Genomic DNA, 25,424 nt, shown 5'->3' on the forward strand with positions numbered 1-25,424 from the left:
GTGCGTGCTATGGCTACCGGTCCGCGCACCAGCATCGTGATCGTCACGTGGCAGGGTCACTCGCGGCTGGCAGCCTGCCTCGACGCGGTCGCCGCGCAATGTCGTCCACATCAGACCATCGTGGTGGACAACGCCTCCACCGACGGCACGGCCGACGTGCTGGACAGCCATCCGAGCAGGCCACGGGTGATCCGGCTGTCCCGCAACACCGGCTACGCCGGAGGGATCGCCGCGGCCCTGCCCGTCGTGGACACGCCCTTTGTGGCCTGGCTCAACGATGACGCCCTCCCGAAACCGGACTGGCTGGCCGAGCTGGAGGACGCGCTGCTGGCCGACCCGGGGGCCGCGGCGGCGAGCGCCTGCCTGACCGGGGCAGACGGCACCGTGCTGTCCCTCGGTGTCCGGCTGTGTCACGACGGCCACGGCGCCGACATCACCTCCATACGCAACCCGTACTCCGCGCAGGCCGCGCCGGTCGAGCCCGTCTCCGACACCGGCGCCACCGAGGTGTTCGGCTTCTGCGGCGGTGCGGCGCTGTTGCGCACCGCCGCGCTGTCAGCGGCGGGCGGGGTCCCCGCCGAGTTCTTCTGTTACTACGAGGACACCGACACCGCGTGGCGCCTGCGGTTGGCAGGCTGGCGGGTACTCGCCGTGCCCACCGCGCGGGCAAGTCACCAGCAGGGAGCCAGTACCCGGCCCGGTTCGCCCCGCTTCCACCTCTGGAACGAGCGCAACCGCCTGCTCATGCTGGCCCGGTGCGCCCCGGCTGGGGTCGCAGCGGGCCAGCACGCGCGTTTCGCCGCATTGACACTGCTGCTGCCGCTGCGCGCGTTACGCTCCGGTCATGCCGCCTGCACCGAGCCGAACTTCCGGGCGGGTGTGCGTCTCGCGGCGCTCACCGGTGCGTTCCTACGCCTCGTCCCGGCGTTGCGCGCCCGACGGGGCCAAGGCCCCAGCGCACGGCGACGCCAGGTATGGCGGCGATGGGCTGGGCGGTGACCGGCCATGACCGGCGCCAGGAACACGGCGATCCAGCGGTACCGGCGACCCCGCTGTGCGGGTTCACGAGCAGCGTACCCGCGACCACGCCACCTCACCCGGGAAGACTAGTGTGCGCATGGGCCATCGCGCGTGGATGGTGGACAACCCTCGAGGGACGAGAAGGAGAGGCTGTGGGTGCCGAGGACAGCGCAGCGGACGCGGATGACGCAGCAGTCGCCGCCGACGCTGTGGGCGCCGCCGACGCTGTAGGCGCCGCGGACGCCGCACGTTCGCCCGGCAGGCAGCAGCTACCGCTGGTGTCGGTGATCGTGGTCAACTACCGCGGCGCCACCGATACCGCGCGCTGCCTCCGGTCGTTGGCAAGCGAGCTGGACTACCCGGCGCTCGAGATCATCTGTGTGGACAACGCCTCGGGCAGCGACGACCTCGAGGTGCTACGCGCGGCCGCCGCCGACATGGAGGCAGTGCCGGTGACCGTGGTGCCCGCGGCCGAGAACCTCGGGTTCGCCGGTGGCTGCAACCTCGGGGCCCGGCACGCGCGTGGTTCCGTGCTGGCGCTACTCAATAGCGACGCCACGCCCGACCCGCACTGGGTGCGGTCCGCCGTGGACGCACTGCTGGCCGATCCCACGGTCGCGGCGGTCGCCAGCAAGGTCCTCGGTTGGGAAGGCGACACGGTCGACTTCGTCGACGCCGGTCTCACCTGGTTCGGCATGGGCTACAAGCGCCACGCCGATGCGCCCCTCGCCTGCCTCGACGACGCCGAGCACGACCGCGCCAAGGACGTGCTGTTCGCGACCGGCGCGGCGATGTTCGTCCGAGCCGAGGTGTTCCGCGAGCTCGGTGGTTTCGACGAGCGCTTCTTCCTGTTCTACGAGGACGTCGACCTCGGCTGGCGGCTGAACCTGTTCGGCTGGCGGGTGCGTTACGTTCCCGCGTCGGTGGCCTACCACCGGCACCACGGCACCATGGACACCGTCGACACCCCGGAGTCGGGGCGGGAAACCTTCCTGCTGGAACGCAACGCGCTCGCTGCGCTGTACAAGAACCTGTCCGAGGAGTCCCTGGCCACCCTGCTGCCCGCCGCGCTGGCACTGGCGGTCCGGCGCGCCACCGCCCGCGGCGAGCTGGACGCAACCCAACTCGACCCGCGACACCGCAACGGGGAGGTCGCCGTCGGCGACGTGGCCGTGCCACGCCAGGCGCTGGCCGGGGTGTTGGCCATCGACCAGTTCGTCGAGCTGCTACCTGAGCTGCGCCAGGCACGGGAGCGGGTGCAGCGGCAACGCGTCCGCACCGACGCCGACCTTGCCCCGCTGTTGCGGGAGCCGCTCGAGCCCGCGTTCCCGCTGCCGCGCTACCTGGCGGCACACGACATCCTCGCCGAAACCTTCGCCGTGCACGAGGCGTTCGGCACCCGACGCAGGGTGCTGGTGCTGACCGGGGACGCGCTCACCGAACGGATGGCGGGCCCCGCCATCCGCGCCTGGCACATCGCGGAGGTGTTGGCCGCCGAACACGAGGTACGACTGGTGACGATGAACCCCCGGTGCGAGCCGTCGCCCGCGCCGTTCACCGTCGACGCCGCCCGGCGCCGCGATCTCGACGCGCACCTCGCTTGGGCCGATATCGTCATCCTGCAGGGGCATGTGCTCGAGATGGCGCCTGCCCTGCACGCCGACCAGGCGCACACCATCGTGGTATGTGACCTCTACGACCCGATGCACCTCGAGGTGCTCGAGCAGAGCCGTGCCGCGCCGGACGACGCCCGTGCCGCCGAGCTGACCGGGGTCACCAGGGTGCTGGAGGCGCAGCTGCGACGCGGTGACTTCTTCCTGTGCGCCTCCGAGCGGCAGCGGCACTTCTGGCTTGGTCACCTCGCCGCGACCGGACGGCTGTCTCCCCGCCTGTACGACGCGGATCCCACCACGCGATCACTGCTGTCGGTCGTCCCGTTCGGGTTGCCAGCCGAGCCGCCGCGACGGACCGGACCCGGACCGCGCGAGACGGTTCCCGGCATCTCCGCAGGCGACCGCGTGATCCTGTGGGCAGGCGGGATCTACAGCTGGTTCGACCCGGTCACGCTGATCCGCGCGGTCGACGAGTTGCGGCATCGCAAACCCGAGGTCCGGCTGGTGTTCCTCGGCATGCGCCACCCCAATCCGGAGGTCACCGACACCGCTACCGCCGATCGTGCGGTGCGCCTTGCCGACGATCTCGACCTCACCGGCAAGCACGTGTTCTTCAACGAGCACTGGGTGCCGTACGCCGAGCGTCAGAACTGGCTGCTGGAAGCCGACTGCGGCGTCACCACGCACTTCGAGCACGCCGAAACGATGTTCGCGTTCCGCACCCGCGTGCTCGACTACCTGTGGGCCGGACTGCCCATCGTGACCACCGACGGCGATTCCTTCGCCGACCTGGTACGCGCGCACGGGATCGGCCTCGTCGTGCCTGCTGCCGATCCGACCGCGCTGGCAGACGCCCTGGAGCGCGCCCTCTACGACACCGAGTTCCGAGCGGCATGTGCCGATCGGATAGCAGCCGTCGCCGAGCAGTTCAGCTGGCCGCGCGCGCTCGAACCGCTGGTCCGGTTCTGCCGGGACCCCCGGCCAGCGGCCGATCGCCTGCCCGGTTCCGGGGACCTGGTGCGCACTGCGGCCGAACACGGATCCGCGCGGCTGCGCAGGGATCTACGGCTGGCGCGTTCCTACCTCGCCGACGGTGGGCCGGGGGAACTCCTCCGGCGTGCCGGGGGACGTGTGCGCAGGACGGTACGGGAGCGGATGATTCACATGTCGCGATCCGGGGGACTGGGCAATGGCTAATCGCGCGCTGAAGGTGCTGCTCGACGGCACACCGCTGCTGGGTGAACGCACCGGGGTCGGCCGGTACACCGCATCACTGTCCGAGGAGCTGGAGTCCATGCCCTCGGTCGACGCCCGCGCGGTCGCCTTCACCGTGCGGGGGTGGCGAAGGATCCGTGACGTGCTCCCCCACGGGGTGCGGGCTCGCGGGATGCCCATCTCCGCGCGCGTCCTGCGCCGGTGCTGGCTCCGTGGCTCCTTCCCGCAGATCGAGCTCTTCGCGGGGCCTGCGGACGTGGTGCACGGCACCAACTACGTGCTGCCGGGAACCGCGCGGGCCGCCGGGGTGCTCACCATCCACGACCTGGCCTTCCTGGATGCTCCCGAGGAGCTGGCGCCGAGCGAGGAGCTGCTTCCCGAGCTGGTCCGCGTCGGCGCGCGGCGCGCCGACGCGATCTGCACGCCCACGGCGGCGGTGGCCGATGCGGTCGCCGAGCGCCTCGACGTGTCCCGCGAGAAGATCATCGTCACACCGCTCGGCGTCGATCCGGCCTGGTTCACGGCCATGCCGCCCAACAACGACCTGCGTTCCCGGTTCGGGCTGCCCTCGGAGTACCTGCTGTTCGTCGGCACGTCCAGCCCGCGCAAGGGGTTGGAGTGGCTCACCGAGGCGCACCGGCTCGATCCGGAGTTACCGCCGCTGGTGTTCATCGGACCAGGGGCGTTCGTGGTAAACGACCGATCGCAACACGCTGGCTACGTGTCCGATGTCGACCTGCGCAGCGTAGTCGCCGGTGCCTCCGCCCTGGTGCTGCCCTCCCGCGACGAGGGGTTCGGGCTCCCCGTGCTCGAGGCCATGGCCTGCGACGTTCCGGTGGTGTGCAGCGACGTACCCTCGCTGCGGGAGGTGGCGGACTCGTTCGCCCACCTCGTCCCGTACGGCGATCTGGACGGGCTGGCACAGGCCCTCGGCGCCGCGGTCGACGAGCGGGACGATGCCACCCCCAGCAGCCGGTCGATCGCCCGCAGGGCGCACGCTGCCAGCTTCACCTGGCACCGGTGCGCGGAGGCGACCATCGACGCCTACCGTTTCGCGGTGAACAGGTAAGGCACGGGCAGCGGGTGTGTAAGCCCGCCGGGCGATCAGCGACCGGCGAGAAACTCGGCCAGGGCGGCACGCCAGTCGCGCAACGGCGTCAGCCCGGCCTCCAGCCAGGACTCGTTGGACAGCACCGACCGCGCGGGACGCTCGGCGGTGCGCGGGAACTCCGCCGTGGTGCACGGCCGTACCCGATCCTCGTCGGCGCCGAGCTCGGCGAAGATCGCCCGCGCGAACTCGTACCACGAGGTCTGGCCGCCACCGGTGCAGTGCAGCGTGCGCCGCTCGGGGCCGCGCCGGTTGGTGATCACGGCCGCGAGCTCCAGCAATCCGTTCGCGAGATCGGCCGTCCAGGTCGGCGAACCGTACTGGTCGGCGACCACGGTGACCGTTTCCTGCTCCCGTTCGAGCCTGGTCATCGTGCTGACGAAGTTCTCACCGGAAGCCCCGTACAGCCACGAGCTGCGCACCACCCACGTCGCGGCCCCCGAACCGAGGACGGCGCTCTCGCCTGCCGCCTTGGTCCGGCCGTACGCGTTGCGCGGGCCGAGCGGATCCTCCGGTTCGTAAGGGCGGTCGGCATCGCCTGCGAAGACGTAGTCCGTGGACAGGTGGACCAGCGGGAGCTGCTGCGAGGCGCAGGCCGCGGCGAGCACGCGTGGGCCGTCGGCGTTGACCGCGAACGCCCGATGCTCCTCGGATTCCGCCTTGTCCACCGCGGTGCACGCGGCGGCGTTGATCACGATCGGCTGTAGGCCCGTGCCCGCGGCTCGCGCGGCGAACTCCCGAACCGCGCTCACCACCGAACCGGTCCGGGTGATGTCGAGTTCGGCCGAGGACGGCGCCGTGACCTCCACACGCGCCGCGCTTGCCGAGCGGGCCAGCGCAGCGATGTCACGCCCGAGCTGCCCGCTGCCACCGGGCACGAGGATGGCCAGGCCGGTCATCGCGCGGCCCCCCGGCTGCGCGGCCGGTCACGTACCAGCTCCGGCACCGAACCCGGTGGCCTGCCCGATGCCGGTGTCGCAGGTGCCTGCTCCCGCCGCTGCTTCAACGGCTCCCACCAGTGACGGTTCTCCGCGTACCACCGCACCGTTTCGGCCAGGCCCGTCTCGAACGGCACGGCAGGCCGATAGTCGAGCTCGTCCCGGATCTTGCTGGCGTCCACCGAGTACCGGCGATCGTGGCCCTTGCGGTCGGTGACCGGCTCGACCATGTCCCACCCGGCGCCGACCGCGTCCAGCAGTCGCTGCGTGAGCTCGGTGTTCGTCAACTCGGTTCCTCCGCCTATGTTGTAGATCTCGCCGGGACGGCCTGCGTCGGCGACCAGCTGGAGGGCACGGCAGTGGTCGTCGACGTGGAGCCAGTCCCGCACGTTGAGCCCGTCACCGTACAACGGCACCCGCTCGCCGTCGAGCAGGTTGGTCACGAACAGGGGGATCACCTTCTCCGGAAACTGGTACGGACCGTAGTTGTTGGAGCACCGCGTGATGCACACCGGCACGCCGTGGGTACGGAAGAAGGAGCGGGCCATCAGGTCGGAGGACGCCTTCGACGCGGCGTAGGGCGAGTTCGGTTCGAGCGGATGGTCCTCCGGCCAGGAACCGTGCGCGATGGAGCCGTACACCTCGTCGGTGGAGACGTGCACGAACTTGCCGACACCTGCGTCGGCAGCTGCCTGCAGCAACGTCTGCGTACCGACGACGTTGGTGCTCACGAACTCGGCCGAGCCCGCGATGGAGCGGTCGACGTGGGATTCTGCGGCGAAGTGCACAACCAGATCGACGCCGGCCATGGTGCGCTCTACCAGATCCGCGTCACGGATATCGCCCTTGACGAGGGTCAACCGTTCGTGGTCTGCCATCGGTTCCAGGTTGGCTTCGTTGCCCGCATAGGTCAGGCTGTCGAGAACGACCACCTCGGCCCCAGCCACCGAAGGGTACGCGCCGGAGAGAACCTGCCGTACGTAGTTGGACCCGATGAATCCCGCGCCTCCCGTGACGAGCACTCGCATCTGACCGATCGCCTTCCACCTGGTTCGCTGCCCGACCTGCCCGTGGCAGTCTAGTGGCCGGTACCGGGCAAGCGGGGCGGTTTCGGTGAGCACGGCCCGCGCTCCCGGTCGCCGTGAGGTGCACTACCCTCCCTCTCGTGCGCTTCCACGCCGACCTGCACATCCACTCGAAGTACTCGCGGGCGTGCAGCAAGGACTGCGACCTGCACCACCTGAGCTGGTGGGCACGCCGTAAGGGGATCACGGTCGTCGGCACCGGGGACTTCACCCACCCCGCCTGGTTCGACCACCTGCGGGAATGTCTCGAGCCCGCCGAGCAGGGCCTGTTCCGCATGCGGGCCGACATCGAACGGGAGATCACCCGGACCTTGCCGCCTGCGGTGGCGAGCAACGACGTGCGCTTCATGCTGTCGGTGGAGATCTCGACGATCTACAAGCGGGATGGTCTCACCCGCAAGATCCATCACCTGATCTACGTGCCCGACTTCACCGCGGCGGCGGAGTTCAACCGCAGGCTCGGGCGCATCGGCAACCTCGGCTCCGACGGCAGACCTATCGTCGGCCTGGACTCCCGCGACCTGCTGGAGATCACGCTGGAAAGCGGCGAGGGTTCCTACCTGGTGCCCGCGCACATCTGGACGCCGTGGTTCGCGGTGCTCGGTTCCAAGTCGGGGTTCGACCGGATCTCCGACTGTTACGCCGACCTCGCCGATCACATCACCGCGCTGGAAACCGGCCTATCCAGCGACCCAGAGATGAACTGGCGGATCTCAGAGCTCGATCGTTACCGTCTGGTGAGCAACTCCGATGCGCACTCACCGCCGATGCTGGGGCGCGAGGCCACCGTCTTCGATACCGAGCTGGATTACTTCGCGATACGCCACGCGCTGGACACCGGGCACGGGCACGCGGGCACCGTCGAGTTCTTTCCCGAGGAGGGTAAGTACCACGTCGACGGGCACCGCAAGTGCGGCGTCCGGATGCAGCCACCGCAAACGCGCGAGCACGGCGGTCACTGCCCGGAGTGCGGCAAGCCACTCACCGTCGGGGTGCTCAACCGCGTGGACGCGTTGGCCGACCGCCAGGAGGGCAGCAAGCCGCCCGGCGCAGCGGACTACCGCTGTCTCGTTCCGCTGCCCGAGATCGTGAGCGAGATCCTCGGCACGGGGCCGAAGAGCAAGAAGGTTCTCCGTGAGATCGATCAGCTCACCGCCGCCTTCGGCAGCGAGCTGGCGATCCTGCAGGACGTCGATCTCGACGACGTGCTGCCACGGTGGCCGCTGCTCGCCGAGGCCGTCTCACGCCTGCGTCGGGGCGAGGTCATCCGCGAACCCGGTTACGACGGCGAGTATGGCGTGATCAAGCTCTTCCACGCCGGTGAGCTGCGGCGGCTGAACGCGGTACACACCCCCGCGCTGTTCGACGCCCTCCCTGAGGCGCCCGAGCCATCCACACCGGACGGTCCATCGCCGCGGTCCACGCCCCGCGTCGCTTCGGAAACCGCGGGGGAGCCTACCGGCAAGGAGCGGGCGGCCCCGGCGCGACCGCCGGTTGCCGAGGTGCAGGCGACAGGTTCGCTGCTGGACGCGCTCGATCCAGACCAGCGCGCCGCCGCCGAGCCCCTCGATGCTCCGCTGCTGATCGTCGCGGGCCCGGGCACGGGCAAGACCCGCACGCTGACGCACCGCATCGCCTACCTCGTCACCGAACGCGGGGTGTCCCCTCGGAACTGCCTGGCGATCACCTTCACCAGGCGCGCCGCCGAGGAGATGACCGAGCGACTGGCCACGCTGGCTCCGGAGCAGGCGGGCGAGGTCACCATCGCGACGTTCCACTCACTCGGCGCGCGCATCCTGCGCGAGCAACACCACCGCGTGGGGGTGACCGGCCGGTTCGGCATCGCCGACGAGGCGACGCAACTGGCGGTGGCCGGTGAGGTCGCAGGCGGTGAGGCGGAGGGAAAGCGGCTGCTTTCCGAGCTGTCTCGGGCGCGCCGCCACGGCAGCACCGCCGCCGAGCTGCCCCATCGCGCCGACCGCTACGTCGCCGCGCTCCGCGCGTGGGACCTTGTCGACTTCGACGAGCTGGTCGCCCTGCCCACGGAGATTCTCGAGTCCGATCCGGACCTGGCAGCGAGCTACCGGGAACGCTACCGCTGGATCTCGGTGGACGAGTACCAGGACACGGACGGTCAGCAGTACCGGTTGCTCCGGCAGCTCGCCACCCAGGGGGCCGGGGTCGACGGCAGCTCATCGCAGGGCGGGATCACCGCCATCGGCGACCCGGATCAGGCGATCTACCGGTTCCGTGGCGCCGATGTGAGCTACTTCCTGCGGTTCCAGCAGGACTTCCCCGGCGCGCGGACCGTCCACCTCGGCAGGAACTACCGTTCCAGCGACAACGTGCTCGGCGCGGCGATGCGAGTGATCACGCCGGGCAGCCTGGTGCCGGGCCGGTCGCTCCATCCGGTGGGCGACCACGGCACGGCAAGGGTCGGCCTGCATCGCGCCGCGACACCTGAGGCCGAGGCGTCGTTCGTGGCGCGCACGATCGAACGGCTCCTTGGCGGTGCCTCGTTCCACTCGCTGGACAGCGGCCGCGTCTCGGAGGACGGCACGCAGGGGTTGGGCTTCGGCGACTTCGCGGTGCTCTACCGCACCGACCGCCAGGCCCGCGCCGTGGCTGATGCGCTGACCCAGGCCGGGTTGCCGTTCCAGAAGCGGTCCCACGACCGGCTCGCGGACCGTCCGGGGGTCAGCGAGCTGGTCACCGAGCTCCGGTTCGTGCCGGAGGCGGACCGGGGTTCACGGAGCGACCGTGCCGGGTCACCGCAGCGGCTGCGCGACCGGTTACGGGTGGCAGCTGACGCGGTGCTTGCCCGGCGGGAGAATCCGGAGCCGGGTGAGGTGGAGCGGATCAACACCGCCGTGGACCTGCTCACCCCGCTGGCCGAGCGGTGCGGGACGGACCTGGAGCGGATGCTGACCGAGCTGTCGCTCGGGGTGGAGGTCGACACCTGGGATCCGCGGGCCGACCGGGTGTCGCTGCTGACGCTGCACGCGGCCAAGGGTTTGGAGTTCGCCGTGGTGTTCATCGTCGGCTGCGAGGACGGCCTGCTCCCGCTGCGCTGGCCGGGCACCAACGGCGACGGGGCCGACGAGCAGCACCGGGAGGAGGAGCGCAGGCTGCTGTTCGTCGGGATGACGCGCGCGCAACGGCACCTGTACCTCAGCCATGCCGCCGAGCGCACCGTCCACGGCAGCACCCGACCCGCGGAAGCCTCCCCGTTCCTCGCCGAGCTCGACGACCGTACCTGCGAGCGGATCGGCGACACGGTGCCCCGCAAGCGGAACCGGCAGACCCAACTACGCCTGCTGTAGCGCCGCTGTCGGAGCACCCACACCGGCGGACGGAGCAGAGCTTCGAGACAATCCCGCCACTGCTCCAACCGCCCTCCGGCAGACGAGGCCCCCACCAGGGGGTCACGGCTGCCGGAGCACCCACACCGGCGGACGGAGCAGAGCTTCGAGACAATCCCGCCACTGCTCCAACCGCCCTCCGGCAGACGAGGCCCCCACCAGGGGGTCACGGCTGCCGGAGCACCCACACCGGCGGACGGAGCAGAGCTTCGAGACAATCCCGCCACTGCTCCAACCGCCCTCCGGCAGACGAGGCCCCCACCAGGGGGTCACGGCTGCCGGAGCACCCACACCGGCGGACGGAGCAGAGCTTCGAGACAATCCCGCCACTGCTCCAACCGCCCTCCGGCAGACGAGGCCCCCACCAGGGGGTCACGGCTGCCGGAGCACCCACACCGGCGGGCGGAGCAGTGCTTCGAGACAATACTGCCGTGAGTATTACCGAGACCGTGCTGCGGCCGCTGCTGGCGGCGTCGGCGGCCCGCCCGTTGATCACCCATTACGACGAGGACGCGGGCAGCCGGGTGGAGCTGTCGGTGGCCACGGCGACGAACTGGGCAGCCAAGACGGCGAACTGGTTGACCGAGGAGTTCGACGTCGAGCCGGGGGACGCGGTGTGTGTGCGGCTGCCCGCCCACTGGCAGACGGCTGCGGTGCTACTAGGTGCCTGGTGGTGCGGTGGGCACGTCACGGACTCCCCTGAGGGGGCCGCCGTGGCGTTCACCGTGGTGGGACAGCAGGATGCCGTGTCGGCGGCGGGGGCGACCGCTGTGGTCGCGCTGGACCCGCTCGGCCGGGGCTTGTCCGAGGCGACGAGGCCGCCCATGTTCGACTACCTGGCCGATGTGAAGGCTTGCGGGGACGAGTTCGTGCCGCCGCAGCCGGTGCCGGGTGAGGCCCCGGCGCTGCTGTCGTCCACCGTCGACGAGGTGCTGGCCACTGCGCGGGAGCGGGCGGCTGCCAGCGGCATCGCCGCTGGGGATCGCGTACTGTCCACCCGCGACTGGACACTGCCGGACGGCGTGTTGGGCGCGCTGCTGGCGCCGCTGGCCGCGGGGGCCTCGCTGGTGCAGGTCACCGGCGTGGCACACGCAGCGGCCCCTGATCGCCGCCAGGCCGAACGCACCACAGTGGAAATCGCCTGAACAGCTGTGAGGTGCCCTGCGGCGTGCGTCACCCTCGCGCCACAGCCTCCTGGTGCGCCGCCGCTCGACTCGCGCGCCATCGCCGGATCAGCACGTAGTCGAGCGAGAGGCGACCGCCGTTGAATCCCAGTGCGAGACCGGCGGCCCCGAGCACCACGAGGAGTTCGATCCCGCCCACCAGTCCCTCACCGAGATGGACGAAGGCGATCGCGCCGATCGCCACGACCGCGTAGCCGATCCCCACCAGCGGCAGCAGCAGGCCGACGACGAACAGCAAGGAACCAACCCCTTCGACGAAGATGAGGAACGCCGCCGACAGGGTGGGCAGTGGGATACCGTTGCCGGCCACCGATTCGGCGGTGGCACTCAATCCCGCTTGCCACTTGCCGTGACCGTGAGCGAGAAACACCGCTGCGATGGCGATCCGACCGATCAGCGCCGCCAGGTCCCGCGCCCACCCGTACATCGCGCGCCTCCTTCACTCCCCGGTGACGTCGTGCACCGCGGGCTGCATCACGACGGATGCGCGCGGCGAAGGAGCGCCGCTCTGGTGCACGATCCCGCACCTGTTGACAGATCCGCACCAGACGCTAGCCGAACAGCGTAGCCAGGTTGAGACATCCGGCCTAACACCCGACGAACGGCCCGTCCCGGCCGTAGGGGCATCGGGCAGCGCGCACCTCGATCGGGCTCGTCACTCGCCGGATGCCACCGTGCCTACTCCGGCGGCTGTTGCGGCTTGTCCGGCTGGGACGGCGCCGCCGGTTCCTCCTTTTCGGCCTTGCGCTTCTCGCGCGCGCGACCGAAGATCAGCCGATCGAGCGAGATCCGCCCGCCGTTGAAACCGAGCCCGAGGGCGGCGAGTGCCAGCACAAGCTCGAAGTCGTAGCCTCCCATCAGGCCGGCGTCGAGCTGCACGAAGTAGATCGCGCCGAGACCGATCACCGCGAAGCCGATCCCCACCAGCGGCAACAGCAACCCGATGATGAACAGGATCGCGCCGACCACCTCGACGATCATCAGGAAGATCGCGGCGGCCGTCGGCAGCGGCACCCCGAACTCCGCCATCGAATCAGCGGTCGCGTCGATGCCCGCTTCCCACTTGTCGATACCGTAGGCGAGAAACACCACGGCGATACCGATCCGGCCGACGAGTGCGGCGAGATCCTGGATACGCCCGTACATCGTGCGCCTCCTTCACAGCCGGTGGGCTTGTGGATGAGTTGCACGCACCGTACCGTATGGCGCCAGTGTGGACGTGACACTCAGGTGAACATGCACCAAAAGTGTCCACCCGAGGTGCCGATCCCCTACTTCAGTAGGTGTCGGGCCATGACCATCCGCTGGATCTGGTTGGTGCCCTCGTAGATCTGCGTGATCTTCGCGTCCCGCATCATCCGCTCGACCGGGAAGTCCCGGGTGTATCCCGCACCGCCGAAGAGCTGGACGGCGTCGGTGGTCACCGACATCGCCGTGTCCGAGGCGAACGTCTTCGCCGCGCTGGAGGCGAAGGACTTGTCGGCATCACCGCGCTCGACCTTGGCCGCTGCACTGTAGACCATGTGCCGCGCGGCCTCGACCTTCATCGCCATGTCCGCCAGCATGAACTGCACGCCCTGGAAGTCGGCGATGGCCTTACCGAACTGCCGCCGCTCGGTCACATAGGACACCGCAGCGTCCAGCGCACCCTGCGCGATGCCCAGCGCCTGGGCGCCGATGGAATGCCTGGTGTGGTCGAGGGTGCGGAAGGCCAGCTTGAGTCCCTGCCCCGGTTCACCGATCATCCGCTCCGCCGGTACCGCGCAGTCCTCGAAGTAGATCTCCCTGGTCGGCGATCCCTTGATGCCGAGCTTGCGCTCCTTCGGCCCGATCGAGAAACCGGGATCGTCGTAGCGAACCGCGAACGCGGAGATGCCGTTCGCCGGGTTCGCGGCATCCGGGTCGGTGACCGCCATGACGGTATACCAGGTGGACTCCCCCGCGTTGGTGATCCAGCACTTGGTGCCGTTGAGCACCCACCGCTCACCGTCACGAACGGCCTTGGTGCGCATGGCAGCCGGATCGGATCCCGCCTCCCTCTCGGACAGCGCGTACGAGGCCGTTGCCCCTGCGGCCACGTCGCCGAGCACCTGCTTCTTGAGCTCCTCGGAGGCACCGAGCACGAGGTTCATGGTGCCCAGCTTGTTCACCGCGGGGATGAGCGAGGAGGAGGCGCATACCCTGGCGACTTCCTCGATGACGATGTCGCAGGCGAGGGCATCGGCGCCCTGCCCGCCGTAGGCCTCGGGGATGTGCACCGCGTTGAAACCGGTTTTGGTCAGCGCCTCGGCAGCCTCGGTGGGATACCGCTCGTTCTCGTCGACGTCGGCCGCGTACGGGGCGATCTCGTTCGCCGCGAGGTCCCGCACGGCCGATCGCAGTTCCTCGTGCTCTTCGGCGAGCTGGTACACCCCAAGGTCATCCGCCACAGTGAGTCACCTCATCCACGAACCGCCGTAGCGATGTTATCGCCCGTTCACTACTCCCTCGATGTTATCGCTCGTTCACCGCGGACGGCAGTTGCGATTCGTCACATATCCGACCCGCCCGAACCGGGCGCTCATCGCTCGTCGAGCCTGCTGCGCAGCGCGGCGTCCTTGGCGAGCACCTGCTGCTCGAGGTCGGCCTGGAATCCCACCATGCGGTCCCGCAGCACGGGATCGCTCGCGGCGAGCACGCGCACCGCGAGCAATCCCGCGTTACGCGCGCCTCCGACGGAGACGGTGGCCACCGGCACTCCCGCGGGCATCTGCACGATGGACAGCAACGAGTCGAGGCCGTCGAGATGCCGCAGCGGCACCGGCACGCCGATCACCGGCAGCGGGGTGGCGGCCGCGACCATGCCGGGCAGGTGCGCGGCGCCGCCCGCGCCCGCAATGATCACACCGATGCCCCGGTTGGCGGCCTGGCTGGCGTAGTCGAGCATGCGCTGCGGGGTGCGGTGCGCCGAATACACGCCGACCTCGTAGCCGAGGCCGAACTCGTCCAGTGCCGTTGCCGCAGCCTCCAGCACGGACCAGTCCGAATCGCTGCCCATGATCAGACCGACCCGCACGGCATGCGCCGCTGCCTGGTTCCCTGCCGAGTCCGCCGTCGACATCGCCGCCCTCACTCCCTCTCGTGGACCCGGTACCCGTCGGGCCATTCCGCGTGCGCCAGCCAGTGCGCGGCGAGCCTCGCGCGTTCGGCCAGGCCAGCCATGTCGCTGCCGAGCACGTTCACATGACCCAGCTTCCGCCCTGGACGCTCTTCCTTGCCGTACAGGTGGACGCGCGCGTCGGGAAACCGCGCGAACAGGTGGTGCACCCGCTCGTCGATTCCCATCCTTGGTGATTCCGTGGCGCCGAGCACGTTGGCCATCACACAGGCGGGCGCCACGGCGTCGGTGACACCGAGCGGGTAGTCGAGCACCGCGCGAAGGTGCTGCTCGAACTGCGAGGTGACCGAGCCGTTCATGGTCCAGTGCCCCGAGTTGTGGGGCCGCATTGCCAGCTCGTTGACCACCACCCCGTCGTCGGTGTCGAACAGCTCGACGGCGAGCACGCCGACCACGTCGAGCTCGGCGGCGATGCGCAGGGCAAGCGACTTCGCCTCATGTGCCGCTGCCTCTGTCAAGCCGGGGGCGGGCGCCAGCACCTCGGTGTTGATGCCCCCGCGCTGCACCGTCTCCACCACCGGCCAGGCCGCGCCCTGGCCGAACGGCGACCGCGCGACCAGCGCGGACAGTTCCCGCCGCATCGGGACCTTCTCCTCGACGAGGAGCGCCACTTTCGCGTCGGCGAGCTCGGCGAACAGCTCCTCGGCGCGCTCGGCGTTCTCGACGACCCAGACACCTTTGCCGTCGTAACCACCGCGTGCGGCCTTGAGCACCACCGGCCAGCCGTGTTCCCGCGCGAACGCGGTGACATCGCCTGCTTCGGTGACGGCGGCGAAGCTCGGCGCCGGGCAGTCGAGCGTGGCCAGCTTGCGCCGCATCGCCAGCTTGTCCTGGGCGTGCAGCAGCGCGTACGGGCCTGGCCGCACCGTGTATCCATCCTCGACGAGCTGCTGGAGGTGCTCGTTCGGCACGTGTTCGTGATCGAAGGTCACCACGTCGACCTCGGCGGCGAACGAGCGCAGCGCCTCGAGGTCGGTGTGGCTGCCGGTGACGACCGTGCCTGCCACCAGGCCAGCGGAATCGCTTTCCCCCTTAGCGAGCACGTGCAGGGACTGGCCGAGCGCGATCGACGCCTGGTGCGTCATACGCGCCAGCTGCCCACCACCGACCATGCCGACCACCGGGAGACCCGTGTACCTATCCATCTTCCCGAACGATCCCTCTTGTCTGGCGTCCTGTTGACCCGACCGTGGCTGCTCGTACGCACCGCCGCGCGAGCACCCGTACGGCGCCCGGCGCGAAGCCCCACTGTATCCAGCGGCTCCGGGGTACCGCGCATCGGCGGGTTCCCGATGCGACCTGGCTGACACCACACCGCTCGCGCGGCGCGCGGTATCCCGGCGGCGAGCCCGTCACCCACGCCCACCGCCGGATATCCCGGCGTCGCGGGTGGGTGCGCGGCCCCGCGGGACCCGAAGGCCCAGCGGGACCCACAGCGAGCGGCCGAGCCGGAGCCCGGTGCCGAGCAGCACCAGCGCGACCACCACCGGCACGGCCACGTAGGCGCTGCCGAGCAGATGCTGCCACCAGCTCCAGTGCAGTTCCAGGTTGCGCCCGTTGGGGAGCACGAGCAGCACGCAACTGGTGAACACCGCGATCACGCCGAATGCCTGCCACCGATGGCGGGTGCGCACCTGTACTGGGCGGCCCAGTCGCGCGACCAGTACCACGATCAGCGGCACCGCCCACACCCAGTGGTGTGACCAGGACACTGGCGAGACCAGCAGCCCGAAAAACGCCGTCACCAGCAGCGCGGGTAGCGGTTGGCCGTCGCGGTGGAAACGACGCACCAACCACACCGCAGGCACCGCCGCCACGCCAGCGACCACGACGCTCACCGCGAAGGACCACGGCGCCAGCTCGGTGAGGCGGTGCACCACCCCGTTGATGGACTGGTTGCCCGCCCAGTGAATCGGACCGGTACGGCCGGGATCGATCACCGCATCGCCCCAGAACCGGACCGCGTCGCGCGGTATCACAGCCACCATCACCGCTTGCAGGACGAGAAACGTCACCGCCGCCCGTACGGCCGCCCGCACCCTGCCGGTCAGCACCAGGTGCGGGATGAAGATCAGCGGGGTGAGCTTGACCGCGGCCGCCAGCCCGATCAGCACTCCACCGAGCCGGTGGTCGCGTGCGGCAAGGACGAGCACGTCCAGCATGATCACGGCCATCAGTACGAGGTTGACCTGGCCGAGCGCAATGGTGCGCCAGACCGGCTCGATCGCCAGCAGCGCGACCGTGAACAGCACGGTCACCGCAGCGGGAGTCGCCCCCCACCGCCCGTACCAGGATTCGAGGTCGCGCTGCCAGGGCAGACTGCCGAGCGTGACCCGGATCGACAGCGCCAGCGCGAGGATCGACAGCACGGCCATCGCCCCCCATGCCAACTGCACGGGCAGCAGTGTGAGCGGCAGGAACAGCACCGTGGCAGGCGGCGGGTAGGTGAACGGCAGCAGCGCCCACCACGGCTCGGCTGGCAGGCTCATCGAGTCGTACAACGGATCGCCGGACAGCAATGCCACCGCACCCGCCCGGTACACAGCACTGTCGACACCGAGCCGCCAGTCGTGCAGCCACCCCGCGACCGCGATGGCCACTACCAACAGCAGCAGGGCGGTCAGGACAACAGCCGCCCGTGGACTGGGTGACCACGATGGTCCGATCGGGTGCCTCACGCGATCCAGTGTGGCCCACCGTCCGCGCGGCACTACGGCCGGCAGGTACCCGCCGGTCCCGCTGTGCCTCACTCCGGACCGGCGAACACCTCTCCGCGGGCTCGCTCGACGGCGGCAAGCACGGCTCCCCGCAACACCGAGTTCGCCTCGACCTGGCTTGCCACCACGCTGGGCGGGTTCGGGCACATCGCGGCGGCCCGCCGCTGGACCCTGGCGGCCAACTGCTCGCCACCGGCCAGGCCGACCTCGCCCGCCAGCACGACGAGTCCGGGGTCGAGCACCACGCAGATCGACGCGACACCGACGGCCAGTCGGCCTGCCAGCTCGTCGAGCAGTGGTTCGGCGGACTCTCCGCCGGTGACGGCCCACTCCACCGCAGCGCCCGGGGTGGGCGCGTCGAATCCGTGCTCGGCGGCCAGCGACATCACGGTCTCGCCGCCTGCCAGGGCCTGGAATGCCCCGCCGATGGTCGGCAGCGCACCGCTGCGTGGCTCGGCGACCGTGACCGGCGCGGGCGCGCCGGGTACCGGGAGGTAGCCGACCTCACCCGCGGCGCCGGAACGCCCCCGGTACAGTTCGCCGTCGATCACCACTCCGAGACCGAGGCCGACGCTGAGCCACAACAGCGCGAAGTCGCTCTCTCTGGTCGCGGCCCCGACGGACCGTTCAGCGAGTGCCGCCAGGTTGACGTCGTTCTCGATCATGACCGGCCTGCCGAGGTCGTTACGGAGCGAGTCGAGCACGCCCTCGTGCCAGGCGGGTAGGTCGAAGGAGAACCGCACATCACCGGTACGCGGATCCACCATGCCTGGGGTGCCGATCGCGAAGACCCGGATATCGGAGAAGGAGATCCCCGCCGAGCGAGCCGCCTTGTCCACCGCGTCGTGCACCACTCGGACCGGCTCGTCCGCGCCGTTGGGATCGACGGTCACCTCGACGGCGATATCGCCGGTGATGTCGGCGATGCCCGCGGTGACGCTGTCGGGACCGATCGTCAGCCCGGCGACGTACGCGCAGGAGGCCACCACCCCGTAGAGCGCCGCGTTGGGCCCGCGACCACCTGCCCTGCTTCCGACCACCTGAACCAGCCCCCTGGCTTCGAGGCGTGACAGCAGCTGTGAGGCGGTGACCTTCGACAGGCCGGTGTGCTCACCCAGCTCGGCGCGGGTGAGGGGACCGGAGACGAGCAACAGCTCCAACGCCGTGCGGTCGTTGATCTCGCGCAGCAGCGTCGGCGTGCCAGGGCGGGCCGGCATCGGTACAGACCCCTTTCCTCCGTAGGTCGATCCTCGAACGAGCTTCTATCTCGATCCGTTAACGGACCCAACATACCCTATTATTTAGTAAACTTTCCTGTTAGTTTCCGTCCATCGGGGGACCACATACAGGGCACCGGGACAGTATCCGGGCGGGGAAGGAGATCCTCACGTGAAGTTCATCAAGTATGCAGCCCTGTCGGCCGGGATCGCCCTCATCGCCACGGCCTGCGGCAACGGGGCCGACGATGCGGCGAACGGCAACGACGAAGCACCTGACGAGATCACGGTCTGGCGGCTCGGTCCGCCGGACGACGCGCACAACGAGTTCATGGCCCAGGTCGGCGAGGAGTTCGAGGAGCAACACGGCGTCGCCGTCGACGTCGAGTGGGTTCCCTGGCCGGACGTCGACACCAAGTTCCAGGCGGCGGCTGCGGGCGGCGAGGGACCCGACGTCACCGAGATCGGCAACACCCAGGTGGTCACCTGGGCCAACCAGGGCGTGCTCGCGGACATCACCGACAAGGTCGCCGAATGGGACGAGGGACAGGAGATCCCGGAGAACCTGTGGGAGAACGAGACGATCGACGACCAGACCTTCGCCGTGCCGTGGCTCGGCGGGGTCCGCGCCGTGGTCTACCGTGCCGACTGGTTCGACGAGCTGGACATCGACGTGCCGACGAACTGGGACGAGCTGCTTGATGCGGCACAGACGATCAGCGAGAACAAGGACGCGAGCGGGTTCGAGATCAACGGCGGTTCCGACGCCATGCACGCCCTCGCCCCGTTCATCTGGGGCAACGACGGTGAGATCGTCGTCGAGGACGGCGACGAGTGGGTCTCGGAGCTCGACTCGCCAGCCAGCCGGGAGGCCGTCGAGTGGTACACCGACCTGGTCACCGAACACGGGGTTGCCCCGGAGTCCGCGGTCACCCGCGATTCGGTGGAGATCTCCCGGCTGTTCGCCAATGACCAGGTGGGCATGTTCGTGGACGGGGCCTGGGCCAAGAGCGTGATCACCGACGCGAACGAGGACCTCGACGAGGAAGCGATCAGCTCGTTCACCCTGCCTGCGCGCAACGGCAACTCCGCACCGCAGTTCGCGGGCGGGAACGACCTGGCAGTATGGGCCGACTCCGAGCACCACGACCTGGCGTTCGAGTACATCCAGCTGCTCGCCTCGAAGGAGAAGGTCACCGAGTACGCGCCGATCGCGGGCCTGCTGCCCACATACCCTGAGCTGCTGGCCGACGACGAGTATCTGGAGGACGACTGGATGGGCCCGTTCGCCGCGGCCATGCCGCTCGGCAAGGCGTACGCGGTCAACGAGAACTGGGTTCAGGTCGAGGACACCGTCGTGCAGGAGATGCTGCGCAACATCATCCGCGGCGAGAAGTCGGTCGAGGAGGCGACCGCCGAGGCCGCCGAGCAGATGGACGAGACGCTCAACCGGTGACTCGGACGATCAAACCCTCCACGGAACCCCGGGGCGGGGCGAGCACCCCCTCCCCGGGGAGTCGGGACAGCACGGCCAAGCGGGCACGCAGGTACCGGCTGACGTCGCGGCTCACGCCGTACCTGCTGCTCGGCCCCACCCTAGTGATCATCGCGGGCCTGCTGCTCTACCCGCTGTACCGCATGGCCGTGATGTCCACTCAGGATGTCGGTCTCCGGGAGGTGCGAGGCGAACCCGCGGAATCCGTCGGCCTGGACAACTTCTCCGAGATCCTCACCTCCGACACCTTCTGGCAGGCACTGCGCAACACCTTCGCCTTCGCCGCAGTCGCCGTCGCGCTCACCCTGGTGCTCGGCACCTTGGTTGGCCTGCTCATCCACCGGCTCGGGCGGGTGATGTCGACCACCGTCATCATCTCCGCGATGCTGGCGTGGGCGATGCCGCACATGTCGGTGGCCACGGTGTGGCGGTGGCTGTTCGACGAGAACGGCGGGGTGGCCAACTGGGTGCTCAACCGGATGCCCGACTGGCTCACCGGGACGCTGCTCGGCCGCACCGACTGGTCGGGCTACACCTGGTTCCTTGATCCCCTCCCGCTGTACTTCGTGCTGACGCTGGCTGTGGTGTGGCAGTCCTTCCCGTTCATCGCGGTTTCGGTGCTCGCGGGCCTGAAGAGCATCCCAGCCGAGCTGTTCGAGGCCGCGCGCGTCGATGGGGCCGGAGCCTGGCGCAGCTTCTGGAACGTCACGTTCCCGCTACTCAAGCCCGTCTTCGCCGTGCTGCTGGTGCTGTCGATCATCTGGGACTTCAAGGTGTTCACCCAACTCCACGTTCTCGCGGGCGGTATCGGGAACCCCGACGTGTTCAACCTGTCGCTGTACGCCTACGCGGAAGCCTTCCGCTCACCACCCAGGATGGGCCTCGGCTCGGCGATCGCGATCGTGCTCACGGCGATCCTGATGGTCATCACCGTGGCGTATGTCCGGCAGATCGTCCGGCAGGAGGACCTGCGATGAACCCGGTTCTCAGAAAGCGGACCAACCGGCTGGCCCTCAACGGCGCCGCGGTCATCGTGATCCTGTTCGCGATCTTTCCCGTGTACTGGATGGTCTCGACCGCCTTCAAGGTCAACGCGGAGATCTTCACCACGGACGTCGTGCTGTTCCCGAGCACGTTCACCCTCAGCCACTTCGAGGGGATCTTCACCCAGGGCATCGGCAACACGTCCCTGTGGATCTACCTGCGGAACAGTACCGTCGTGGCGCTGGGCGCGGTGTTGTTCGGGTCGCTGACGGCGTTGCTCGCGGCCATCGCGGTCGCCCGATTCCAGTTCCGGTTCCGCGCGTCCTTCCTCATCATGCTGCTGATCGTGCAGATGGTGCCGCACGAGGCGCTGCTGATCCCGCTGTTCGTCATGGCCCGCAACGCGGAACTGACCAACCGCCTGCTCGGCCTGGTAATCATCAACATCGCCTTCACCCTGCCGTTCGCGGTGTGGATGCTGCGCACCTTCGTGGCAGCGGTGCCGAGGGAACTCGAAGAGGCCGCCGCGATCGACGGGGCCTCGCGGTTCCGGACCTTCGTCTCGATCCTGTTCCCCCTCGTGGCACCCGGCCTCGTGGCGGTCAGCATCTTCTCGTTCATCACCGTATGGAACGAGTTCGTATTCGCATTCACGCTCATGGCCGACGAGAGCGGCTACACCATGCCGGTGGCGCTGCGGTGGTTCGTCGCCCGTGAGGGAACCGATTGGGGAGGTGTCATGGCAACGTCGACGATCATGACCATTCCCGTGATCATCTTCTTCCTGCTCGTGCAGCGGAGGATGGTCGCGGGCCTCGTGGCCGGGGCGGTGAAAGGGTGACGGCAACCGATCCGGCCCTGCTGCGCATGGCCATGGGAACGCTGCTCGCGCCGTTCCAGGGAACCGAGGTGCCCGGCTGGTTGCGAGTCGCCCTCGACAGCGGGCTCGGCGGGGTTTGTCTGTTCGCCATCAACGGCAACGTCACCGATACCGGCCAGCTCGCTACGCTGTCGGCCACACTGCGGTCCGATGCCGACCCGTTGGTCGCCATCGACGAGGAGGGCGGTGACGTCACCCGGCTCGCCCACGCCACCGGCAGCCCTTACCCAGGCAACGCCGCACTCGGCGTGGTGGACGACACCGACCTGACCCGTCGGGTGCACCGCTCGCTCGGTGCGGAGCTGGCGACCGCCGGGATCAACCTCAACCTCGCGCCCAGCGGGGACGTCAACAGCGCGGTCGACAACCCGATCATCGGCACCCGCTCCTTCGGATCCGATCCCGCGCTGGTCAGCAGGCACACCGCCGCAGCGGTTCGCGGGCTGCAGGAGGCAGGGGTGGCCGCCTGTGTGAAGCACTTCCCCGGACACGGCGCCACCCACCAGGATTCGCACCACGAGCTGCCGACCGTCGACATCGATCGCGAGCTGCTGTGCTCACGGGAGCTCGCGCCGTTCCGTGCGGCCATCGACGAGGGCACCAAGGCCGTCATGACCGCCCACGTCCGGGTCCCGCAGCTCACCGGACACGAACCAGCCACGCTGTCGGCGGCGGCCATCGACGGCCTGCTCCGCCACCGGCTCCGCTACGACGGCGTGGTGATCAGCGACGCGCTGGAGATGCGGGCGATCAGCGAGACCGTCGGTATCACCCGCGGCGCCGTGCTGTCGCTGGCAGCGGGTGCCGACCTACTCTGCCTCGGCGCGGTCCAGGGACCGGAGGTCATCCAGGACACCGCGAGCGCCATCGTGGCCGCCGTACAGCAGGACGCGTTGCCCGTGGACAGGCTGGAGCAAGCAGGCGCCAGGCTGTCGCGGCTACGCGACTGGCTCGCGGGAGCGGGCCGGGCTGAAGTCGACGACTCGGTCGGCCTCGCCGCGGCCCGCAGGGCATTACGGGTGACGGGCTCCCCCGCGATGGCGCGCACGCCGGTCGTGGTCGAGCTCCAGACACCCGCCTCGGTGGCAGCGGGGGAGCTTCCGTGGGGGATCGCGGATTGGCTTCCCGGAGCGAAGGCGGTTCGGGTGGACCCCGACCACATCACACCCGAGACGCTGCTCCCCCGGCTCCGGGACGGGTCGCTGGTGGTGGCGGTGCGCGATGCGCACCGCCACCCCAGTGCCCGGCGGCTGATCGATGGGCTGGTCAGCGCCCGGCCGGACACCACGGTCGTGGAGATGGGCCTTCCCGTGTGGCGCCCGGACTGCGCCGCGTACCTGGCCACGCACGGGGCGGCGACCGTCAACGCGAAAGCCGCGGCGGAGTACCTGACCACCTCGTAGCGGCACAGAACAGCTCGCAGCGGCCCGGTCAGCCGGGATCGAAAGGAATGGGGGCTGGGGGAATGGGGGCGGGTCGCCGTGACCGGCGACCCGCCCCCATCTCGCCGCACTCGTCGTAGCTGTCAGCGACTGCTGTCAGCAGCTGCTGTCATCGGCAGTTGCCGAGGAAGTCCCAGACGCTCCAGGACCCTCCGGAGCCCGGCTCCGTGCCCCGTGTCCACCACCGGGCGCGGTACTCCGCGCCGCCGTGGCTGACCGTGTCGCCACTCTGGTACGTCGCCTCGGCGTCCCAGGCAGCCGCATCGCACTCCGGAAGCTCGGGATCGCCGGGATCCGTCCCGTTACCGTTGCCGGTGAACACCACGTCGTGGCAGGCATAAAAGGCGTTATCGGTGTCGGCCACCGTCCATACCGCCAGGATGAGGTGCCTGCCCTCCTTGTTCCCCGGCAACCGCGAGGTGTGGGAGTGCTCGAACGGCGGCCGCCCTTCGAACGGCACCGTCTCGAACGGGTCCGGCTCCAGCATGTCCCTGGTAAGCGGTTCGAGCGGATCGTAGCTGTCGTTGGTGACGAAGTACTCGAACTTCTCGGTGCTGTGCGCCGCGGTGAACGACCAGCGGAACTCGTGGTCGGCGCCCGCTTCGAGTTCCTGGGTCGGCCAGTTGCCGCCGCGCGGGTTGTCCAGCGGCGCGAAGTGCTCGTTGCCGCCCGCGCAGATCTTCCCGTCGGCGGGACCGCCTTCGGGGAAGCCGTCGGGGCCCTCCACGCTCTGCGGTTCCCACTGGATGGCACCGCAGTCCTCGACATTGCCCTCGGCGCAGTGCAGTTGCCTGCTGATGGGATCGTCGGTGTACCCGTGTCCCGAGGCCGCGGGGGCGCCGAGGAGCGCGAGGGTGGCCGCCGTCGCGGTACCCGCGAGCATCGCGAGCCCGGTACGTACGGCCGCATGTGACGATGTACGTGATGCTGTTCGTGTCATTCGATGACGCATGATGGTGCCTTTCTGCCGCCACGCTCAGGGAAGCGTGTCCAGGTGGGGCGCCACGGTTTCGGCGAAGGCGTAATCGTTGGTGGCGTCCCAGTTGATGGACCAGGTCATCGCACCCCGGATCTCGGGGTACACATCGGGTGGTGTGAAGTCGCCACAGTTCTGGCCGGTGGCCAAGCAGTCGAGCGCGTCGTTGACCACCGACGGATCGACGTAACCTCCGCCTGCCGCCGACGGTGTCGCGGGCAAGCCCACACCGACCTGCTCCGGATCCAGCCCGTTCTCCAGCTGGATGCAGGTCAGCGCCGCGATGAACTCCACGCTGCCCTGCGCGTAAACGTTGCCGTCACAGCCGTTCATCGAGCCCGAGTTGTAGTACTGGGTGTTGACGACGGTAAGGATGTCCTTGATGTTCAGCGCAAACCGGAAGTAATCGTTGGTCGTGGACTGCATGTCCAGCGTTTGCGGTGCCATGGTGATGACCAGCTCGGGACCGACCCGGTCGGACAGCTGCCGCATCGCCGAGGTCAGGTAGGTCGGCTCGATACCGTGTTCCAGGTCGATGTCGACCCCGTCGAAGCCGAACTCGTCCATCAGCCCGTACAGGCTGTCGGCGAAGTTGTCCGCCCGCTCCTGGGTATCCACGCGCACGTTGTCGCGTTCCCCGCCGACCGACAGGATCACCGCGGTACCCCGCTGTTGCAGCTCGGCGACGTCGTCGATGAAGTCAGCGTCGGAGTAGCCACCGGGTATCCCGTCGGAAACCTCGTCGGAGACGGCGAAGTCGACCCCACCGGGAACCTCGCGATCCTCCACACCGAACGCGGCGGCGACGATGTCGTACTCGCTCGGCACGTCTGCCAGGCGCAGCACGGTGGAGTCGTTGTCGAAGTTGTGCCAGTACCCGGTGAGCAACCGCTCCGGCAGCCCGTCGTCGGGTGCTTCGCCGCGGGGTTGGGTGGTGGCGGTGACCGTGTTGCTCGGGCCGGACTCTCCTGCCTCGTTGACCGCCACAACCGCGAACTCATAGCTGGTATCAGCCGCCAGACCGGTCACCG

Annotated in this window: 20 protein-coding genes; 9 read left to right on the top strand and 11 right to left on the bottom strand. The window is 69.4% G+C overall.

Annotation, left to right across the window (positions count from 1 at the left end; all coding sequences use genetic code 11):
- Positions 1-9 precede the first annotated feature (9 nt).
- The 3 genes from F8178_RS15800 (at position 10) to F8178_RS15810 (ending at position 4,917) form a co-directional block, all read left to right on the top strand.
- On the top strand, positions 10-999 hold the full coding sequence (locus F8178_RS15800) for a glycosyltransferase family 2 protein (RefSeq protein ID WP_317495572.1): 990 nt from the start codon (positions 10-12) through the stop codon (positions 997-999).
- Positions 1,000-1,298: 299 nt separating this feature from the next.
- Positions 1,299-3,830, top strand: a complete 2,532-nt coding sequence (locus F8178_RS15805) for a glycosyltransferase (RefSeq protein WP_317495598.1) — start codon at positions 1,299-1,301, stop codon at positions 3,828-3,830.
- Positions 3,823-4,917 (top strand): glycosyltransferase family 1 protein, encoded by a 1,095-nt coding sequence (locus F8178_RS15810; RefSeq protein ID WP_317495573.1) that lies wholly within the window; start codon positions 3,823-3,825, stop codon positions 4,915-4,917. Before F8178_RS15805 ends, F8178_RS15810 begins: the two co-directional genes overlap by 8 nt.
- A gap of 35 nt (positions 4,918-4,952) precedes the next feature.
- On the opposite strand, the gene rfbD is transcribed toward F8178_RS15810, so the two are convergent.
- On the bottom strand, positions 4,953-5,855 hold the full coding sequence (rfbD, locus tag F8178_RS15815; protein WP_317495574.1) for a dTDP-4-dehydrorhamnose reductase: 903 nt from the start codon (positions 5,853-5,855) through the stop codon (positions 4,953-4,955).
- Positions 5,852-6,922 carry a dTDP-glucose 4,6-dehydratase gene (rfbB, locus tag F8178_RS15820; protein ID WP_317495599.1) on the bottom strand — a complete coding sequence of 357 codons (1,071 nt, stop codon included), beginning with the start codon at positions 6,920-6,922 and terminating at the stop codon, positions 5,852-5,854. The genes rfbD and rfbB overlap by 4 nt, the downstream gene beginning before the upstream one ends.
- A 137-nt stretch (positions 6,923-7,059) precedes the next feature.
- Between rfbB and F8178_RS15825 the strand changes: the two genes are divergently transcribed.
- Together F8178_RS15825 and F8178_RS15830 are read left to right on the top strand one after the other, a co-directional pair.
- Positions 7,060-10,302, top strand: coding sequence for a UvrD-helicase domain-containing protein (locus F8178_RS15825; protein WP_317495575.1), 3,243 nt, complete (start codon positions 7,060-7,062; stop codon positions 10,300-10,302).
- Positions 10,303-10,772: 470 nt separating this feature from the next.
- Complete coding sequence (locus F8178_RS15830; RefSeq protein ID WP_317495576.1) at positions 10,773-11,486, top strand: TIGR03089 family protein; 714 nt, start codon at positions 10,773-10,775, stop codon at positions 11,484-11,486.
- A gap of 28 nt (positions 11,487-11,514) precedes the next feature.
- Here F8178_RS15830 and F8178_RS15835 read toward each other — a convergent pair whose 3' ends face one another.
- From F8178_RS15835 to F8178_RS15865, 7 genes are all read right to left on the bottom strand, one after another.
- The gene (locus tag F8178_RS15835) at positions 11,515-11,952 is read right to left on the bottom strand and encodes a DoxX family protein (RefSeq protein WP_317495577.1); all 438 of its coding nucleotides are present in this window, start codon (positions 11,950-11,952) and stop codon (positions 11,515-11,517) included.
- Between the two features lie 251 nt (positions 11,953-12,203).
- The gene (locus F8178_RS15840) at positions 12,204-12,671 is read right to left on the bottom strand and encodes a DoxX family protein (protein WP_317495578.1); all 468 of its coding nucleotides are present in this window, start codon (positions 12,669-12,671) and stop codon (positions 12,204-12,206) included.
- 125 nt (positions 12,672-12,796) lie between these two features.
- Positions 12,797-13,936: an acyl-CoA dehydrogenase family protein gene (locus F8178_RS15845; protein ID WP_317495600.1), complete on the bottom strand. Its 1,140-nt coding sequence runs from the start codon at positions 13,934-13,936 to the stop codon at positions 12,797-12,799.
- 149 nt (positions 13,937-14,085) lie between these two features.
- Positions 14,086-14,625 (bottom strand): 5-(carboxyamino)imidazole ribonucleotide mutase, encoded by a 540-nt coding sequence (gene purE / locus F8178_RS15850; RefSeq protein WP_317495579.1) that lies wholly within the window; start codon positions 14,623-14,625, stop codon positions 14,086-14,088.
- A gap of 8 nt (positions 14,626-14,633) precedes the next feature.
- The gene (locus F8178_RS15855; protein ID WP_317495580.1) at positions 14,634-15,827 is read right to left on the bottom strand and encodes a 5-(carboxyamino)imidazole ribonucleotide synthase; all 1,194 of its coding nucleotides are present in this window, start codon (positions 15,825-15,827) and stop codon (positions 14,634-14,636) included.
- 207 nt (positions 15,828-16,034) lie between these two features.
- Complete coding sequence (locus F8178_RS15860) at positions 16,035-17,360, bottom strand: glycosyltransferase 87 family protein (protein WP_317495581.1); 1,326 nt, start codon at positions 17,358-17,360, stop codon at positions 16,035-16,037.
- Positions 17,361-17,428: 68 nt separating this feature from the next.
- Complete coding sequence (locus F8178_RS15865; protein WP_317495582.1) at positions 17,429-18,616, bottom strand: ROK family transcriptional regulator; 1,188 nt, start codon at positions 18,614-18,616, stop codon at positions 17,429-17,431.
- Positions 18,617-18,788: 172 nt separating this feature from the next.
- Between F8178_RS15865 and F8178_RS15870 the strand changes: the two genes are divergently transcribed.
- From F8178_RS15870 to F8178_RS15885, 4 genes are read left to right on the top strand one after another with little or no spacing between them, the layout of a single operon-like run.
- Positions 18,789-20,072, top strand: coding sequence for an extracellular solute-binding protein (locus F8178_RS15870; protein WP_317495583.1), 1,284 nt, complete (start codon positions 18,789-18,791; stop codon positions 20,070-20,072).
- Complete coding sequence (locus tag F8178_RS15875) at positions 20,069-21,088, top strand: sugar ABC transporter permease (protein ID WP_317495584.1); 1,020 nt, start codon at positions 20,069-20,071, stop codon at positions 21,086-21,088. Before F8178_RS15870 ends, F8178_RS15875 begins: the two co-directional genes overlap by 4 nt.
- Positions 21,085-21,936, top strand: a complete 852-nt coding sequence (locus tag F8178_RS15880; protein ID WP_317495585.1) for a carbohydrate ABC transporter permease — start codon at positions 21,085-21,087, stop codon at positions 21,934-21,936. The genes F8178_RS15875 and F8178_RS15880 overlap by 4 nt, the downstream gene beginning before the upstream one ends.
- Positions 21,933-23,378, top strand: coding sequence for a glycoside hydrolase family 3 N-terminal domain-containing protein (locus F8178_RS15885; RefSeq protein ID WP_317495586.1), 1,446 nt, complete (start codon positions 21,933-21,935; stop codon positions 23,376-23,378). Before F8178_RS15880 ends, F8178_RS15885 begins: the two co-directional genes overlap by 4 nt.
- Before the next feature lie 148 nt (positions 23,379-23,526).
- On the opposite strand, the gene F8178_RS15890 is transcribed toward F8178_RS15885, so the two are convergent.
- Positions 23,527-24,300, bottom strand: coding sequence for a lytic polysaccharide monooxygenase (locus tag F8178_RS15890; RefSeq protein ID WP_317495587.1), 774 nt, complete (start codon positions 24,298-24,300; stop codon positions 23,527-23,529).
- A 93-nt stretch (positions 24,301-24,393) separates the two neighbouring features.
- A partial coding sequence (locus tag F8178_RS15895; protein ID WP_317495588.1) for a glycosyl hydrolase family 18 protein occupies positions 24,394-25,424 on the bottom strand: 1,031 nt, incomplete at its 5' end.

Source organism: Haloechinothrix sp. LS1_15, assembly GCF_033042135.1.
Classification (GTDB): Bacteria; Actinomycetota; Actinomycetes; order Mycobacteriales; family Pseudonocardiaceae; genus Haloechinothrix.

Coding starts and splice junctions, on each gene's coding strand:
- purE (WP_317495579.1), bottom strand. CDS start 14,625: ATGTCGACGGCGGACTCGGCAGGGAACCAGGCAGCGGCGCATGCCGTG.
- F8178_RS15840 (WP_317495578.1), bottom strand. CDS start 12,671: ATGTACGGGCGTATCCAGGATCTCGCCGCACTCGTCGGCCGGATCGGT.
- rfbB (WP_317495599.1), bottom strand. CDS start 6,922: ATGCGAGTGCTCGTCACGGGAGGCGCGGGATTCATCGGGTCCAACTAC.
- F8178_RS15880 (WP_317495585.1), top strand. CDS start 21,085: ATGAACCCGGTTCTCAGAAAGCGGACCAACCGGCTGGCCCTCAACGGC.
- F8178_RS15835 (WP_317495577.1), bottom strand. CDS start 11,952: ATGTACGGGTGGGCGCGGGACCTGGCGGCGCTGATCGGTCGGATCGCC.
- F8178_RS15890 (WP_317495587.1), bottom strand. CDS start 24,300: ATGCTCGCGGGTACCGCGACGGCGGCCACCCTCGCGCTCCTCGGCGCC.
- F8178_RS15800 (WP_317495572.1), top strand. CDS start 10: ATGGCTACCGGTCCGCGCACCAGCATCGTGATCGTCACGTGGCAGGGT.
- F8178_RS15865 (WP_317495582.1), bottom strand. CDS start 18,616: ATGCCGGCCCGCCCTGGCACGCCGACGCTGCTGCGCGAGATCAACGAC.
- F8178_RS15810 (WP_317495573.1), top strand. CDS start 3,823: ATGGCTAATCGCGCGCTGAAGGTGCTGCTCGACGGCACACCGCTGCTG.
- rfbD (WP_317495574.1), bottom strand. CDS start 5,855: ATGACCGGCCTGGCCATCCTCGTGCCCGGTGGCAGCGGGCAGCTCGGG.
- F8178_RS15855 (WP_317495580.1), bottom strand. CDS start 15,827: ATGGATAGGTACACGGGTCTCCCGGTGGTCGGCATGGTCGGTGGTGGG.